General features: G+C 69.4%; 17 protein-coding genes. 9 read left to right on the top strand and 8 right to left on the bottom strand.

The features are described from left to right. Positions 1–65 precede the first annotated feature (65 nt). From DMH01_RS07620 to DMH01_RS07630, 3 genes are all read right to left on the bottom strand, one after another. Positions 66–395 carry a DUF3140 domain-containing protein gene (locus DMH01_RS07620; protein WP_125674601.1) on the bottom strand — a complete coding sequence of 110 codons (330 nt, stop codon included), beginning with the start codon at positions 393–395 and terminating at the stop codon, positions 66–68. Positions 396–424: 29 nt separating this feature from the next. Beyond that, positions 425–886, bottom strand: a complete 462-nt coding sequence (locus DMH01_RS07625) for a hypothetical protein (RefSeq protein WP_125674604.1) — start codon at positions 884–886, stop codon at positions 425–427. Positions 887–981: 95 nt separating this feature from the next. Next, positions 982–1,443 (bottom strand): SRPBCC family protein, encoded by a 462-nt coding sequence (locus DMH01_RS07630; RefSeq protein WP_125674606.1) that lies wholly within the window; start codon positions 1,441–1,443, stop codon positions 982–984. A 136-nt stretch (positions 1,444–1,579) separates the two neighbouring features. On the opposite strand from DMH01_RS07630, the gene DMH01_RS07635 reads away from it, so the two are divergent. From DMH01_RS07635 to DMH01_RS07660, 6 genes are read left to right on the top strand one after another with little or no spacing between them, the layout of a single operon-like run. Next, on the top strand, positions 1,580–1,993 hold the full coding sequence (locus DMH01_RS07635; protein ID WP_125674608.1) for a phage holin family protein: 414 nt from the start codon (positions 1,580–1,582) through the stop codon (positions 1,991–1,993). Further along, positions 1,990–2,295 (top strand): DUF3618 domain-containing protein, encoded by a 306-nt coding sequence (locus DMH01_RS07640; RefSeq protein ID WP_125674610.1) that lies wholly within the window; start codon positions 1,990–1,992, stop codon positions 2,293–2,295. Before DMH01_RS07635 ends, DMH01_RS07640 begins: the two co-directional genes overlap by 4 nt. Further along, complete coding sequence (locus DMH01_RS07645; RefSeq protein ID WP_007030245.1) at positions 2,292–2,558, top strand: DUF4235 domain-containing protein; 267 nt, start codon at positions 2,292–2,294, stop codon at positions 2,556–2,558. The genes DMH01_RS07640 and DMH01_RS07645 overlap by 4 nt, the downstream gene beginning before the upstream one ends. 2 nt (positions 2,559–2,560) lie before the next feature. Continuing rightward, positions 2,561–3,856: an NAD(P)/FAD-dependent oxidoreductase gene (locus DMH01_RS07650; protein WP_125674612.1), complete on the top strand. Its 1,296-nt coding sequence runs from the start codon at positions 2,561–2,563 to the stop codon at positions 3,854–3,856. A 13-nt stretch (positions 3,857–3,869) separates the two neighbouring features. Further along, positions 3,870–4,373, top strand: coding sequence for a hypothetical protein (locus DMH01_RS07655; RefSeq protein ID WP_125674614.1), 504 nt, complete (start codon positions 3,870–3,872; stop codon positions 4,371–4,373). A 29-nt stretch (positions 4,374–4,402) separates the two neighbouring features. After that, positions 4,403–6,193, top strand: coding sequence for a thiamine pyrophosphate-requiring protein (locus tag DMH01_RS07660; protein ID WP_125674616.1), 1,791 nt, complete (start codon positions 4,403–4,405; stop codon positions 6,191–6,193). 3 nt (positions 6,194–6,196) lie between these two features. Here DMH01_RS07660 and DMH01_RS07665 read toward each other — a convergent pair whose 3' ends face one another. From DMH01_RS07665 to DMH01_RS07675, 3 genes are all read right to left on the bottom strand, one after another. Beyond that, on the bottom strand, positions 6,197–6,958 hold the full coding sequence (locus tag DMH01_RS07665; RefSeq protein ID WP_125674618.1) for an SDR family NAD(P)-dependent oxidoreductase: 762 nt from the start codon (positions 6,956–6,958) through the stop codon (positions 6,197–6,199). Between the two features lie 32 nt (positions 6,959–6,990). Beyond that, positions 6,991–7,590: a TetR/AcrR family transcriptional regulator gene (locus DMH01_RS07670; protein ID WP_125674620.1), complete on the bottom strand. Its 600-nt coding sequence runs from the start codon at positions 7,588–7,590 to the stop codon at positions 6,991–6,993. A gap of 252 nt (positions 7,591–7,842) precedes the next feature. Then, positions 7,843–8,211, bottom strand: a complete 369-nt coding sequence (locus tag DMH01_RS07675; RefSeq protein ID WP_125674622.1) for a helix-turn-helix domain-containing protein — start codon at positions 8,209–8,211, stop codon at positions 7,843–7,845. A gap of 79 nt (positions 8,212–8,290) precedes the next feature. Here DMH01_RS07675 and DMH01_RS07680 point away from each other — a divergent pair, with 79 nt between their 5' ends. Continuing rightward, a complete protein-coding gene (locus DMH01_RS07680) occupies positions 8,291–8,815 on the top strand; it encodes a GNAT family N-acetyltransferase (RefSeq protein WP_125674624.1) in 525 nt (174 codons plus the stop codon). Here the strand turns inward: DMH01_RS07680 and DMH01_RS07685 are convergent. Continuing rightward, positions 8,812–9,888, bottom strand: coding sequence for a TetR/AcrR family transcriptional regulator (locus tag DMH01_RS07685; RefSeq protein WP_125674625.1), 1,077 nt, complete (start codon positions 9,886–9,888; stop codon positions 8,812–8,814). The genes DMH01_RS07680 and DMH01_RS07685 overlap by 4 nt on opposite strands. A gap of 106 nt (positions 9,889–9,994) precedes the next feature. On the opposite strand from DMH01_RS07685, the gene DMH01_RS07690 reads away from it, so the two are divergent. After that, positions 9,995–11,185 (top strand): cytochrome P450, encoded by a 1,191-nt coding sequence (locus tag DMH01_RS07690; RefSeq protein ID WP_125674627.1) that lies wholly within the window; start codon positions 9,995–9,997, stop codon positions 11,183–11,185. 26 nt (positions 11,186–11,211) lie between these two features. Continuing rightward, positions 11,212–12,069 (top strand): LLM class F420-dependent oxidoreductase, encoded by an 858-nt coding sequence (locus DMH01_RS07695; protein ID WP_125674629.1) that lies wholly within the window; start codon positions 11,212–11,214, stop codon positions 12,067–12,069. Here the strand turns inward: DMH01_RS07695 and DMH01_RS07700 are convergent. Continuing rightward, the gene (locus DMH01_RS07700) at positions 12,044–13,441 is read right to left on the bottom strand and encodes a serine/threonine-protein kinase (protein WP_125674631.1); all 1,398 of its coding nucleotides are present in this window, start codon (positions 13,439–13,441) and stop codon (positions 12,044–12,046) included. The two genes, DMH01_RS07695 and DMH01_RS07700, sit on opposite strands and share 26 nt — an antisense overlap. Between the last annotated feature and the right edge of the window lie 31 nt (positions 13,442–13,472).

Genomic DNA, 13,472 nt, shown 5'->3' on the forward strand with positions numbered 1-13,472 from the left:
CCGAAGTACGTGAAGGCCCCCTTCACTGCGTCCAGCGCAGTGAAGGGGGCCTTCACGTACTTCGGTCACGCGGGTTTCAGTGGGTCGTGCCCCATCGACATCAGCTTGTGCCGCCAGTGCGCCTCGCCCGCGACGGGTTCGAGGTCGTCACGCCGCTGGTCCTCGACGCGCCGGACGACCGAGCGCATCACCCGCTCGTCCTCGGCGGTGAGGTCGGTCCGGCGCTTGCCGAGGATGCCGAGCACATGCCGCCCGGTCGGCGTACCCGCCTGGTCCGGCAGTGCCTCGTCCTCGGCGTCGGCCGACCTCGTGCGCAGCCAGTCGGCCAGTTCCCGCGAAGTCATGTTGACCACGCGATGGAATTCGTCCCACAGTTCGTCATCGATCTCGTGCACGGCGAAACCTCCTGCCAGCACTCGACTTCTCACGGCGTCGTGTACGGCGCCTGCTGTTCGATGGACGGGCTCGCGGCCGGGTAACGGCCGTCCTGCCCGGGCACCGGCGTCACCGTCGTGCCCTGTTGCTCGGGCTCGACACGCCTCGGCCGGTTGATGACCGCTTCGGCCTCCTGCTCACCACGGATCCGCGAAAGCACGCTGAGCGTGATCGCGTGGGCGATGGCCAGAACCAGCAGCAGAACACCCAGCCTGCCCACCACACCAGGAAGGTCGCTGCCCCCGATGTCGACGGTCGACAGCAGCGCCAACACGCCCAGCGTCGCGAGATGGAACAGCACCGTCACGAGCCACGTCATGGAAGCGCCCGCGGCCGGATCGCCGTGGGAACCTCGCAGGTAGCGCTTACCGCTCTGGTAGATGATCAGACCGTCGAGCATGACCAGCGCCACCCCAATGACGAGGAAGGCCACGTATGCGTTGGTAGTCATGCCGGAACGCTCCCTTCGTAATGGACCTCACCCCAGGAGATACCCGGGACCTCCCCCAGGAAAACGCCGTCTTCCAGGGGAGGTCCCGGGTACTCTCAGCTGCCGGGGCGGTCCACGTCACCGCGCCAGGCGCCGGATTCGTGGCCGCGGCTCTCGATGAACTCCTTGAACCGCTTCATGTCGCCCTTGACCCGGCGGTCGAGTACGCCGAGTTTGTCGGCGACGTTCTCGGCGAACCCTTCCGGATCGATTTCCATCTGCGCCGTGACCCGGGTCTTGTTGTCGTCCAGGCGATGGAAAGTGATGACGCCCGCGTGGTCGGGACCGGAGTCCGACGTCCACGCCACCCGTTCGTCGGGATGTTGTTCGGTGATCGTCGCGTCGAATTCCCGGCTCACCCCACCGAATTTGGTCACCCAGTGGGTGTGGGTCGCGTCGATCTGACGGATCTCCTCGACACCTTCCATGAACTGCGGGAAGCTCTCGAACTGAGTCCACTGGTTGTACGCGGTCTTCACCGGGACTTCGACGTCCACCATTTCGGTGATCGTGCTCATGCATCCTCCTGTCGGTTGGGTGCTTTTCGAGCCGGCACTCCCCGGCTACCCGGCGCTCAACGGGGCGAAACACGCCGTGATTGACCCGCCGGGCCGCCGGGTACCCGGCGGGCAGAACGCTCCGAGGAGGTGCCCCATGATCGAAGAGACCCACCGGAAGCCGTCCGCGGAAAAGTCGGTCGGCGAACTGGTTTCCGATCTCAGCGACGAGGTCAAACACCTCGTCCGCGACGAGATGCGGCTGGCCGTTTTCGAGTTGCAGCACAAAGGTAAGAAGATGGGCTTCGGTGCCGGATTGTTCGGCGCCGCGGGTGTTTTCGCGCTTTTCGGCCTGGCGACCCTGATCGCCGCGGTGGTGCTGGCGCTCGCGCTGGTGATGCCCGCGTGGCTGGCGGCCGTGGTGACGGGCGCGGCGCTGCTGCTGATCGGTGGCCTTTCGGCCGTCGTCGGCAAGAAGGAGGTCTCCAGCGCGACACCGCCGGTGCCGGAAGAAGCCGTCGAAGGTGTCCGTAAGGACGTCGACACCGTCAAGCAAGGAGTGCGGTCATGACCGATTTCCCCAAGAACGCCGAAGAAGCCCGCGCCGATCGCGACGTGACGCGAGAGGAACTCACCGAGACCCTCGACGCGCTGGGCAAGAAAATGGACGTCAAGGCGAGGGTGAACGACAACCTCGACACCAAGGTCGACGAGGCGAGCGCCAAGATCTCCGAGAAGGTTTCCGAGCCCGCGGCGGAGAAGTTCCGTCAGGGCACCGAGGTCGTCCGCGCGAACCCCCTGCCGATCTTCGCCGGTGTCCTGGCGTTGCTCTTCACCATCCGGCTGATCATGCGAAAGAGGTCTTCGTCGTGAACAAGGTTCTCTACAAGCCGCTCAACATGGTCGTGAGCGCCGCGGGCGGTGTGCTCGCCGGGATCGCGTTCAAGCAGATCTGGAAACGCGTCAGCGGTGAGGAAGACGCGCCGAACGCCACCGACCGGGACTTCACCTGGACCCAGGTGATCGTCGCGGCCGCCGCGCAGGGCGCGATCTTCGGCGCGGTGAAGGCCGCCACCGAACGGGCCGGTGCGGTCGGCTACCGCAAGGCGACCGGCGACTGGCCCACGGAGGACTGACGATGCGCGTGGTGATCATCGGAGGCGGGTTCGCCGGCTACAACGCGGCCAAGACCCTCCTCAAATCGGTCGGCGGCGACACGGAAGTCGTCGTGCTGAACCCGACCGACTATTTCCTCTATCTCCCCCTGCTCCCCGAAGTCGCCGCCGGGATCCTCGAACCGCGGCGGATCTCGGTGTCGATCCCCGGCACGTTGCGCGGTGTGCGCCTGGTGCTCGGCACCGCCAAATCGGTCGACTTCGACGACCGCAGCGTGAGTTACACCGACCCCGAGGGCCGCGAACACTCGCTCGGCTACGACCGTCTCGTGCTCGCCGCGGGCAGCGTCAACAAGCTGCTGCCGATCCCCGGCGTGCCCGAGTACGCCCACGGCTTCCGCGGTCTGCCCGAGGCCCTCTACCTGCGGGACCACGTCACTCGGCAGATAGAACTCGCCGCCTCGGCGCAGGATCCGGCCGAACGCGACGCGCGGTGCACGTTCGTCGTGGTCGGCGCCGGTTACACCGGCACGGAGGTCGCCGCGCAGGGGCCGGCGTTCACCGCCGCGCTCGCCGCCCGGCATCCCGAGCTGAAGGACCAGAAGATCCGGTGGCTGCTGCTGGACGTGGCCGAGCGGGTCCTGCCGGAACTCGACCGGCGGCTCGGCGCCACGGCGGACGAGGTCCTGCGCGAACGCGGCGTCGAGGTGCTGATGAAGACGTCGATCGACAACGCCGGCGAAAAGGGGGTCACGCTGACCTCCGGTGAATCCGTGCCGACCCACACCCTCGTGTGGTGCGTCGGCGTCCGGCCGGACCCACTGATCGAGGACCTGGGGCTGAAGACGGCCAAAGGAAGGCTCGTCGTGACAGCGCAGCTGAACGTTCCCGGACGGCGTGACGTCTACGCGTGCGGGGACGCGGCGGCCGTCCCGGATCTGACCAGGCCCGGCGAATACACGCCGATGACCGCCCAGCACGCCGAACGGCAGGGCAAACTCGCCGGGCGGAACGTGGCGGCGTCCCTCGGGCACGGCTCGCACGGCACCTACCGGCACCATGACCTCGGCTTCGTCGTCGACCTCGGCGCCCACCGGGCCGCGGCGAATCCCTTGCACATCCCGCTTTCCGGGTTCGCCGCCAAGGCGGTCACCCGCGGCTACCACCTGCTGGCCATGCCCGGCAACCGGCTGCGCACCGCCACCGACTGGGCGCTCGAAGCGGTGACGAAGCGGCAGACAGTCCAATTAGGACTAGTCCGCTCGGGTTCGGTGCCGCTGGACACGGATTCCCCCGAGCTCCCCCGCACGAACTGCTAGAGGAGAGACGCCCATGACCGCCGAATCCGATCCCATCCGCGCCGAAGGCCCCTCGGTCGTCACCGACGGCGGTCCTGAAGGGGCGAAGCTGCTGGTCCTCGACCCGGCGGGTGAGGGCAAGCACGGTGAACTCCCGGCGACGTGGCGGCCGCTCGCGGCCCAGCGCCAGATCATCTGGTGCAGGCTGCCGGTGGACGGCGCGCTCAGCCAGGCCGAAGACGTGCTCGGCGACGCGGAGCCCGGCGGCCCGCCGATCGACGTCGTGGCCGCCGGAGACTCGGCCGAGGACGCGCTGCGGCTGGCCGAACGCCACCCCGGCGCCGCGTCCCATGTCCTGCTGATCGACCCGGTGCCCGACGAGTCGTCCGAACTCGCCGAACGGGTGCGCTCGTCCGGGACCGCGGTGGACGTGCTCCCCCACAGCACCGGTGAGCCGTACAACCGGGTCCCGCCGCCGCTGCCGCTCGGGCATCCGGACGTCGTCGCGGGGATCACCAAGATCCTCGAGGACGTTTAGCCGCCGGAGGGCGGCGGTATCCGGCGACCATGAGCGAAACCGTTGCGGACCATGTTCTGACCAGGCTGCGCGAATGGGACGTGGAGCAGGTCTTCGCCTATCCCGGGGACGGGATCAACGGGCTGGTGAGCGCGTTCGGCACGGCGGAGAACAAGCCGCGTTTCGTGCAGACGCGGCACGAGGAGATGGCGGCGTTCGCGGCCGTGGGCTACGCGAAACTCAGCGGACGGCCCGGTGTCTGCATGGCGACGTCCGGCCCGGGGGCGATCCACCTGCTCAACGGCCTCTACGACGCCAAACTCGACCATGTGCCGGTGGTGGCGATCGTCGGGCAGACGGCGCGCAGCGCGATGGGCGGCAGTTACCAGCAGGAGGTGGACCTGCAGGCGTTGTTCAAGGACGTCGCGAGCGAGTATCTCGTCGAGGTGAACGTCCCCGAACAGCTGCCGAACGCGCTCGACCGTGCCCTCCGCACGGCCATCGCGCAACGCGCGCCGACGGCGCTGATCATCCCGGCCGATCTGCAGGAGGAGACCTACCAGCCGCCGCAGCACGAGTTCAAGCACGTGCCGTCCTCCCCGCCCGATCATCCGCGGGCCAGTGTCATCCCGCCGTCGGAGGAAGTCGCCCGCGCCGCGGAGGTGCTGAACGCGGGCGAGAAGGTCGCGATCCTGCTCGGCCAGGGCGCGCGCAACGCCGTCACCGAGCTGCGCGAGGTCGCCGAGCTCACCGGCGCCGGAGTGGCGAAAGCGTTGCTGGGCAAGGATGTCCTCCCCGACGACCTGCCGTACGTCACCGGATCGATCGGTCTGCTCGGGACGCGGCCGACGTACGAGATGATGCGGGACTGCGACACGTTCCTGATCGTCGGGTCGAATATGCCGTACGCGCAGTTCCTGCCGGAATTCGGGCAGGCCCGCGCGGTCCAGATCGACATCGATCCCCGGTTCCTTGGGCTGCGGTATCCGACCGAGGTCAATCTGCTCGGCGACGCGAAGAGCACGCTGCAGCAGCTGATTCCGTTGCTGCAGCGTAAAACCGACCGCGGCTGGCGGGAAAAGATCGAGAAGAACGTCGACGAGTGGCACGAGACGCTGACCCGCCAGGCGATGCTGGACGCGGACCCGGTCAACCCGATGCGGATCGTGCACGAACTGTCCGAGCGGATCCCCGAAGACGCCATCGTCACCGCCGACTCCGGTTCGGCCACCAACTGGTACGCCAGGAATCTCCGGATGCGCGGCCGCATGCGGGGCACGCTCTCCGGCACGCTGGCGACGATGGGCTCCGGCGTCCCGTACGCGATCGGCGCGAAGTTCGCCCATCCCGACCGGCCGGTGATCGCCCTGGTCGGGGACGGCGCGATGCAGATGAACGGGATGGCGGAGCTGCTGACCATCGCCCGGTACCGCGAACTGTGGGCCGATCAGCGCTGCGTCGTCTGCGTGTTCCACAACGGCGATCTGAACCAGGTCACGTGGGAACTGCGCGCCATGGGCGGCTCGCCGAAGTTCGAGCCGTCACAGACCCTGCCGGAAGTGTCCTATTCGGACTTCGCGCTGGAGATCGGCCTTGGCGGGATCGCCGTCGACGATCCCGCCCAGCTCGGCGAAGCGTGGGACGTCGCGCTGTCGGCCAAGGTGCCGACCGTGCTCGACGTCCGCTGCGATCCCGAGGTGCCGCCGATTCCGCCGCACGCCACCTTCGAGCAGGTGAAGGCCATGACCGAAGCCGTCCTGAAGGGCGAGCCCGACGCCTGGCATCTGGTGACGCAGGGGATCAAGACGAAGATGCAGGAACTGCTGCCCTCGCGGCGCTGATCCTCAGGCGCTGGCGCCGCCGTCGAGGACGATGTCGTGCCCCACGACGTACGCGGACTCGTCCGAAGCCAGCCAGAGGACCGCCGCGGCGATCTCTTCGACCGCGCCGATGCGGCCGAGCGGGATGACCGCGCCGAGCCGTTCGGCGCGGTCGGCCTCGGATTCGCCCGGCCGGAACGACATCCCGGTGTCGGTCGCGCCGGGGCTGACCGCGTTGATCCGGATGCCCTCGCCGATGTGGTCGCGGGCCGCGGTCCGGGTCAGCACGTCCACGGCGGCCTTCGAAGCGGCGTACGCGGCCATTCCCGGCAGGCGGGTGTGCGAGCCGATGTTGGAGGCCATGTTGACGATGACTCCCCCGCCACCCGCCCGCATCTGGGCGATCTCGTGCTTCATCGACAGCCACGTGCCCGTGAGATTCGTCCGCACGACGGCGTCGAAGCCCTCTTCGTCCAGATCCGCCGCCGGCGCGGGACTGCCGAGCACCCCGGCGTTGTTGAACGCGATGTCGAGTTTGCCGTGCCGCCGCACGGTCTCGGCGACGAGACGCTCGACTTCGGGGCCGGCGCTCACGTCGGCGGTCACCGCGTCGGCCGTTCCGCCGTCGGCCTCGATCTCCTTCACCGTCTGACGCAGCTTCTCGCCGTCTCGCCCGGAAACGACGACCTGAGCGCCTTCACGCGCGAAGGCAGCCGCCGTGGCGCGGCCGATCCCGGAACCTCCGCCGGTGACCAGGACGACCTTGCCACTGAATCGCTTCCCCACAGTACTGCCCACTTTCTGGTCTGATCGTTCCATTATGAGTGTTTGCGAGCGGCTTCGAGCACCGCGATGGCCTGCTTCGCGGTCGCCCTGACCCGCGGCGCGGGATCCGGCCCCTTGCCCAGCACCCGCATGCCCTGCAGGACGGTGAGCAGGAAGCCGGCCAGCTCTTCCGGGTCCGCGTCGGCGTCGAGTTCGCCCTGCGCCTTCGCGCGGCTCAACGCCATCCGCACGGCCAGCTCCAGCGCGTCCCAGCTACGCTCGACCACCCGCGCGACCTCGGGATCCTTCGGCAGCATCTCCATGGCGGCGTTGACCACGAAGCAGCCTTTACGCCCCGATTCGCCCAGTATTTCGGCGAGATAGCGGTCGATGAGCCGTCGCACGCCCGCGAGCGCGGGCCCCGGCCCGGCGAAGTCCTCGACGAACCGCTCGTTGCCCCTGGCGATGTAGCGGTTCAAGGCCGTCAGGTACAGCTCGTGCTTGGTGCCGAACGTGGCATAGAGACTCGCCTTGCCGATGCCGAGCTCGGCGACCAGGTCGCTGACCGAGGTGGCCTCGTACCCCTGCCGCCAGAACAGTTCCAGCGCGGCTTCGCAAGCCGCGTCGACGTCGAATTCCTTCACTCGGGACACGAGAGAAGCTTAGCCACATCTGGACCGATCGGTCAAGAAAGCGCCTCGCCGTACTTGGGTGCCTAGGTACATGAAGGCCCCCTTCCTGTACCTAGGCGCAAGGAAGGGGGCCTTCATGTACTGGGCTCGACCGGACGACACACCTCGATGCGCAGGACCTCGCCGTGCCGTCCGCCTGATCACGCGAGTCGTCCATGCAGTCACGCGTGTCGTCCGTTTCGAACGAGCCACCGCTTCGTGGCGGCGACCGGCTCAGGAAGCGGAGTCGTAGGCCGACCGGGCCTCCTCCACCTTCGGCAGGTTCTCCGTCGACCAGTCCGCGAGGGTCGCGAAGAGCGGCGCCAGGCTCCGGCCGAGGTCGCTGATCTCGTACTCGACCCGGGGCGGCACCTCGGCGTGATAGGTCCGGGTGAGCAGGCCGTCGCGTTCCAGTTGCCGCAGCCGTTGCGTCAGCACCTTCGGCGTGATCGACCCGATGCGCCGCTCGAGTTCGACGAACCGCTGCCTGCCGAATTCGTTGAGCGCCCACAGGATCGGCGTGGTCCAGCGGCTGAAGACGAGGTCGACCACCGGGGCGATCGGGCAGGCCTGTTCGGGGGTCGTCGAGGCGTCGGCGCGCATGCCGCCAACGTACGCCGGGTTGCCGAGTTGTCATGATCCGGACACCCCACGGCCCCGCCGGTGCGCGTAACGTTCTGTTATGGACTTGACCACCGAAAGGCTCGTCGTCCGCGAGTGGTCCGAGGACGACGCCGAAGCCGCGCTGGCGATCTACGGCACCACCGACGTGACCCGGTGGCTCACCCCGGCGATGGACCGGGTGACCGACGCCGCGGCCATGCGTTCGGTTCTGCAGGCCTGGCAACAGGCGCAGCCGAATCTCGTGCCGCCGCGCGGGAGATGGGCGGTGCAGCGCAAGGAGGACGGCGCGGTCGTCGGCGGGCTGGGCATCCACCTGCTGCCACCGTACGAAGAGGACCTGGAGATCAGCTGGCAGCTGCATCCGGACGCGTGGGGCGAGGGCTACGCCTCCGAGGCCGCCCGCGCGCTGATCGGCTGGGCGTTCACCCAGGACACGGACGAACTCTTCGCCGTCGCGCGGCCGAACAACGTGCGTGCCATCGCGACCGCGAAACGGCTCGGGATGATCTGGGTCGGGGAGACCGACAAGTACTACGGGCTTCGCCTGCAGGTGTACCGGATCCGGCACACCGACATCGTCTAGGCGCTGTCCACACGGGACGCTTCGCCCGAGACGGCGTGTCCCGCGCCGCGCCCGTCCGCCGTGGCGACGATCCGGCCTCGTTCGACCCGGATCGCGACCTCGGTCTCGTCACTGACCGCGAGCACTCCCGCGGCCGCCGCCAGGGTCCCGGTCGCGTCGCACACCACGCGCAGCCGCGGCCAGGACGGTTCCGGGAAGGCCTGCCGCAGACCACCGCACACTTCCGCGACGATCAGCCGGGTCAACGGCACCAGCTCGGCGGGCTCACTGGTCACGACGACGACGGTGACATCGCCGCCGGACGCCCGGACCGCCTCTTCCGCGGCGGCCAGCCGATGCGTGCCCAGGACGGCGACCACCCCGTCGCCGGGAACGAAGGATTCGGCGCGCACGAGGTCGACGGCCCCGGGCGGTGACCACGGCCGGTCGGTCGCCTGCGCCACGGGCGCGATCACCGGTGGCGCCCACCAGTCGTTGAAGGCCAGCCCCGCCAGCCGTTCGCAGGCGCTCACGACGTCGAAGGGTTCGACGAACCCCGGCGCGGCGGCCGCCAGCTGGCCGGCGCCGTGCAGGGTGGTCAGCACGGTCTCCGCGAGCCGGACCCGGCGCGGGATCGGCGACCCCGGCGGCCGCTCCGGCGGGTCGAGCCGCTCGAGCGCCAGCCCCAGCAGCAGCCCGTTGAGCTTCACCAGCTGAGCGAACGGGAGCCGGACGCGCTCGTCCGCGAGCACTTCCGGCATCAGGTCGCGCGCGAGGCCTGCCTGCTCGTCGTCCAGCGGAAACACCGCCACTCTCGACCTGGCCAATGCGCCCAGCGCGCCCTCGAGCGTCTCGCCGGGCGCCGCGTGCGGCGCGCCCACGGACTGTTCGGCCAGCTCGGCCAAGACGGCGAAGTACAGCGCGCGTTTTCCCGGGAAGTTCGAGTAGACCGCGCCGCGGGTGAGCTCCGCCCGCTCGGCGATGACGTCGATCTTGGCGTCCCGGAAACCCTGCTCCGCGAACTCGTCACGCGCGGCGGCCAGCACCTTCGCGCGGTTGCGCTCCTGCGTCTCCGCCCTGCTCAGCCGGACCATCGGCCTCCCGTCTGCCGGCACGTTGCCCTCGGACCCGGATCAAGATACCTTGACCATTCAGATGATGAGAACATCTGACTTGAACATCCGAACTGGGAGAGCCACCTTGTCCGACGTTCCCGAGATCCTCCTGACCGACCCCGAGGTCCTGCGTGACCCGTTCACCGCCTACGGGCCGGCCCGCGAGCGCTCCCCGATCGCCAAACTCAGCGCGCCCGGGTTCTCCATGTGGGCGGTACTGCGCCACGAAGAGGCGCGGAAGATGCTGAGCGACCCGCGGTTCGCCCTGAGCGCGAACAGCTACCAGCGGATGGACATCCCCGACCACTGCCGCCCGTACATGCGGACGATGCAGGAGGTCGAAGGTCCGGAGCACCTCCGGCTCCGGCGGCTCGTCGCGCCCGCGTTCACCCCGCGCAAGGCCGCCGCCCTCCGCCCGGGGATCCAGCGGCTCGTGGACGACCTCCTAGACGAGCTCGCCGGGGAAGACCGGATCGACCTGGTCACCGCCTTCGCCCGGCCACTGCCGGTCGACGTGATCTGCGCACTGGTCGGCATCCCCGCGGCCGACCGCCCGCGGTGGCGCGAATACGGCGCGCTGGTCTCGGCAGGAGACGGCGCGGGACTCGCGAAAGCGGTCCCCGGGATCGTCGAGGGCGCGCTCGCCGCCATCGCGGACCGGAAACTCGACGCCGGCGAGGACGTCGTCTCGCAACTGCTCCGGATCCAGGCCGAGGACGGCGACCGGCTCAGCGAAACCGAACTGGTCGCCCTGGTCTGGCAACTCGTGCTCGGCGGGCAGGTGCCCGGCAACCTCATCGCCAACGCCGTCGAAATCCTGCTCTCCCACCCCGAGCAGCTGGCCGAGCTGCGCGAAGACCCGGCGCTCATGCCCGGCGCGGTCGAGGAAGTGATGCGCTGGCAGAGCCCCCAGCTGCTGACCATCCCCCGGTTCGCCACCACGGACGTCCGGATCGGCGACGTCCTCATCCCCGAAGGAGAACCTGTTACCGTCGCGATCGCGGCGGCGAACCGGGACCCGCGGGCCTTCGGAGACCCGGACGTCTTCGACATCCGCCGGGCGGCGGGGCCCGCCTGGCATCTCGCCTTCGCCCACGGGCCACACTTCTGTCTTGGCGCTTCCCTGGCCCGGGTTCAGGTCGAGGTCGCGCTGACCGCACTGCTGCGCAGGTTCCCCGATCTCGCACTCGCCGACGGCCTCCTGCGGATCCCGGACCCGGGCACCTGGCGGCTGAACGCCTTGCCGGTCACGCTACGCACCACGGTTGCGAACTGAAACACGTTCTAATAGCGTGACCGGCTGTGAGACATGGGATCGTGCTGTTCACCAGTGACCGGGGTATCAGTCCGGCGGCCGCCGCGCGGGCGGCCGAAGCCGCGGGCTTCGACACCTTCCACGTGCCGGAACACACGCATATCCCGGTCAAACGGGAGGCTCCGCATCCGCGCACCGGCGACTCGTCGCTCCCCGACGACCGCTACCTGCGCACGCTGGACCCGTGGGTCGCGCTGGCGACGGCGGCCTCGGTGACCTCACGGATCCGGCTCGCGACGGCGGTGGCCCTCCCGGTCGAGAGCGATCCGATCACGCTGGCGAAGACGATCGCCAGCCTCGATCACCTCTCGGCCGGGCGGGTCACCCTCGGCGTCGGCTTCGGCTGGAACGTCGACGAACTGGCCGACCACGGCGTCCCCGGCGGCAAACGGCGGACGGTCCTGCGCGAGTACCTGGAAGCGATGCGCGCGCTCTGGACACAGGACGAAGCTTCGTACGCGGGAGAGTTCGTGTCGTTCGGCGCCAGCTGGGCGTGGCCGAAACCGGCGCAAGCGCATATCCCCGTGATCGTCGGCGCCGGCGGGACGGAGAAGACGTTCCGCTGGATCGCGAAGTCGGCCGACGGCTGGCTCACCACACCCGGCGACACCGACATCGAGGACAAAGCCCGGCGGCTACGCGAGATCTGGCGCGACGAGGGCCGCACCGGCGAACCGGAGATCTCGGCGCTCGGCGTCCGCCCGGATCCGGAGAACCTGGCCGAGCTGGAGGCGGCCGGGGTCACCGAGACGATCTTCGGTCTCCCGGACCGCTCCCCCGAAGAGGTCGAGGCCTGGCTCCAGCGCCTCGCCGGGAAGCTCAGCCTGCCCGCTGGGAGTCGATGAGGTACCGGCCGCCCTGCTCGACCAGGACGAAGGTCTCCCGCTCCGTCGTGGTCCCGCCGGAGGCACGCACGTAGGTGAGCGTCGCCGACACCGTGGTGCCGGATTCGGTCACGTTCGACACGGTCACCGCGCTGAACTGCTTCCAGTAGTTCGAATACCGCTCGAAGCTCTGGTTCCTCTTCTGCTTGAAGTTGTCGGTCAGCGTCGCGAACCCGGCCTGGAGGTTCCCCGGGATGAGCGAGTAGTACGCCGCGAGCGCCGCCCCTGGCGTCTGCGCCGGAGGCGACGCGGACGAGGAGGACGAAGACGGTGTCGAAGGCGGCGCGGAAGACGGCGACGGCGGCGGCGCGACCGGCTCCGACGTGGTCGGGACGGCGGGCTGCGACTGTGAGGCCGGCGGCGGCGCCTGGCCGGACGGGGTCTCGTCCTCGCGGCTGAGCACCACGACCACGGCCGCGGCGGCGGCCGCCGCGAGCACGAGGAACACGGCGATCACGCCGATCAGCATTCCCCTGCGCGCCTTCGGCGGCGGTTCTTCGGCGACGAGCGTCGTCGGCTCCCCCGCCGCGAGCGCCCGCAGCTCCCGCTCGGTCTCGGCCATCGTCGGCCTGCTGTCCGGCCGGACGTCGAGGAGCCGGTTCAGCAGCGGCGTCAGGATCCCCGACTTGGTCGGCGGGGTGATCTCGCCGCTCGACGCGCGGTACAGCAATGCGATCGGGTTCTCGGCCGTGCCGTACGGCGTGCCGCCTTCGAGTGCGGTGTACAGCGTCGCGCCGAGCGAGAACACGTCCGAGGCGGACGTGGCGTCCTCGCCGCGGGCCACCTCCGGCGCCAGGAACGCCGGTGTTCCGGAGATCTCGCCAGTCGCGGTGAGCTGGACGTCGCCCATCGCCCGCGAGATCCCGAAGTCGGTGATCTTGACGGTGTCGTCCTCACCGAGCAGGACGTTGCCGGGCTTGATGTCGCGGTGGACGATGCCCGCCCGATGCGCGGCCGCCAGCGCCGAGCACAGCTGGATGCCGAGGCGGATGACGTCGTCGACCTCCATCGGCCCTTCGCGCAGTTTGTCCGCGAGACTGGTCGAGGGCAGGTACTCCATGATGATCCACGGGCGGTCCTGCTCGTCGATCACGCCGAAGACGGTGATGGCGTGCGGATGCACCAGCCGCGCGGCGATGCGGGCTTCGCGCAGCGCGCGGTTCTTGGCCTCGTCGGCCTTCTCCTCACCGGCTCCGTGCGGCAGAAGGAGTTCCTTGACCGCGACCGTGCGCTCCAGGTTCTCGTCGCGCGCCCGCCACACGGTGCCCATGGAGCCACCGCCGACGGGCTCGATGAGATCGAACCGGTCGGCGAGGCGGCGGATCTCCTCCATTATCGACGTCCCCCTGGAGCTGTGATGTTCG

Origin of the sequence: Amycolatopsis sp. WAC 04182 (genome assembly GCF_003947465.1) — a bacterium.
Classification (GTDB): Bacteria; Actinomycetota; Actinomycetes; order Mycobacteriales; family Pseudonocardiaceae; genus Amycolatopsis.

Excerpts from the sequence above, each read along its gene's own strand:
- DMH01_RS07625 (WP_125674604.1), bottom strand. The coding sequence starts at position 886 with ATGACTACCAACGCATACGTGGCCTTCCTCGTCATTGGGGTGGCGCTG.
- DMH01_RS07630 (WP_125674606.1), bottom strand. The coding sequence starts at position 1,443 with ATGAGCACGATCACCGAAATGGTGGACGTCGAAGTCCCGGTGAAGACC.
- DMH01_RS07635 (WP_125674608.1), top strand. The coding sequence starts at position 1,580 with ATGATCGAAGAGACCCACCGGAAGCCGTCCGCGGAAAAGTCGGTCGGC.
- DMH01_RS07640 (WP_125674610.1), top strand. The coding sequence starts at position 1,990 with ATGACCGATTTCCCCAAGAACGCCGAAGAAGCCCGCGCCGATCGCGAC.
- DMH01_RS07650 (WP_125674612.1), top strand. The coding sequence starts at position 2,561 with ATGCGCGTGGTGATCATCGGAGGCGGGTTCGCCGGCTACAACGCGGCC.
- DMH01_RS07655 (WP_125674614.1), top strand. The coding sequence starts at position 3,870 with ATGACCGCCGAATCCGATCCCATCCGCGCCGAAGGCCCCTCGGTCGTC.
- DMH01_RS07660 (WP_125674616.1), top strand. The coding sequence starts at position 4,403 with ATGAGCGAAACCGTTGCGGACCATGTTCTGACCAGGCTGCGCGAATGG.
- DMH01_RS07675 (WP_125674622.1), bottom strand. The coding sequence starts at position 8,211 with ATGCGCGCCGACGCCTCGACGACCCCCGAACAGGCCTGCCCGATCGCC.
- DMH01_RS07680 (WP_125674624.1), top strand. The coding sequence starts at position 8,291 with ATGGACTTGACCACCGAAAGGCTCGTCGTCCGCGAGTGGTCCGAGGAC.
- DMH01_RS07685 (WP_125674625.1), bottom strand. The coding sequence starts at position 9,888 with ATGGTCCGGCTGAGCAGGGCGGAGACGCAGGAGCGCAACCGCGCGAAG.
- DMH01_RS07700 (WP_125674631.1), bottom strand. The coding sequence starts at position 13,441 with ATGGAGGAGATCCGCCGCCTCGCCGACCGGTTCGATCTCATCGAGCCC.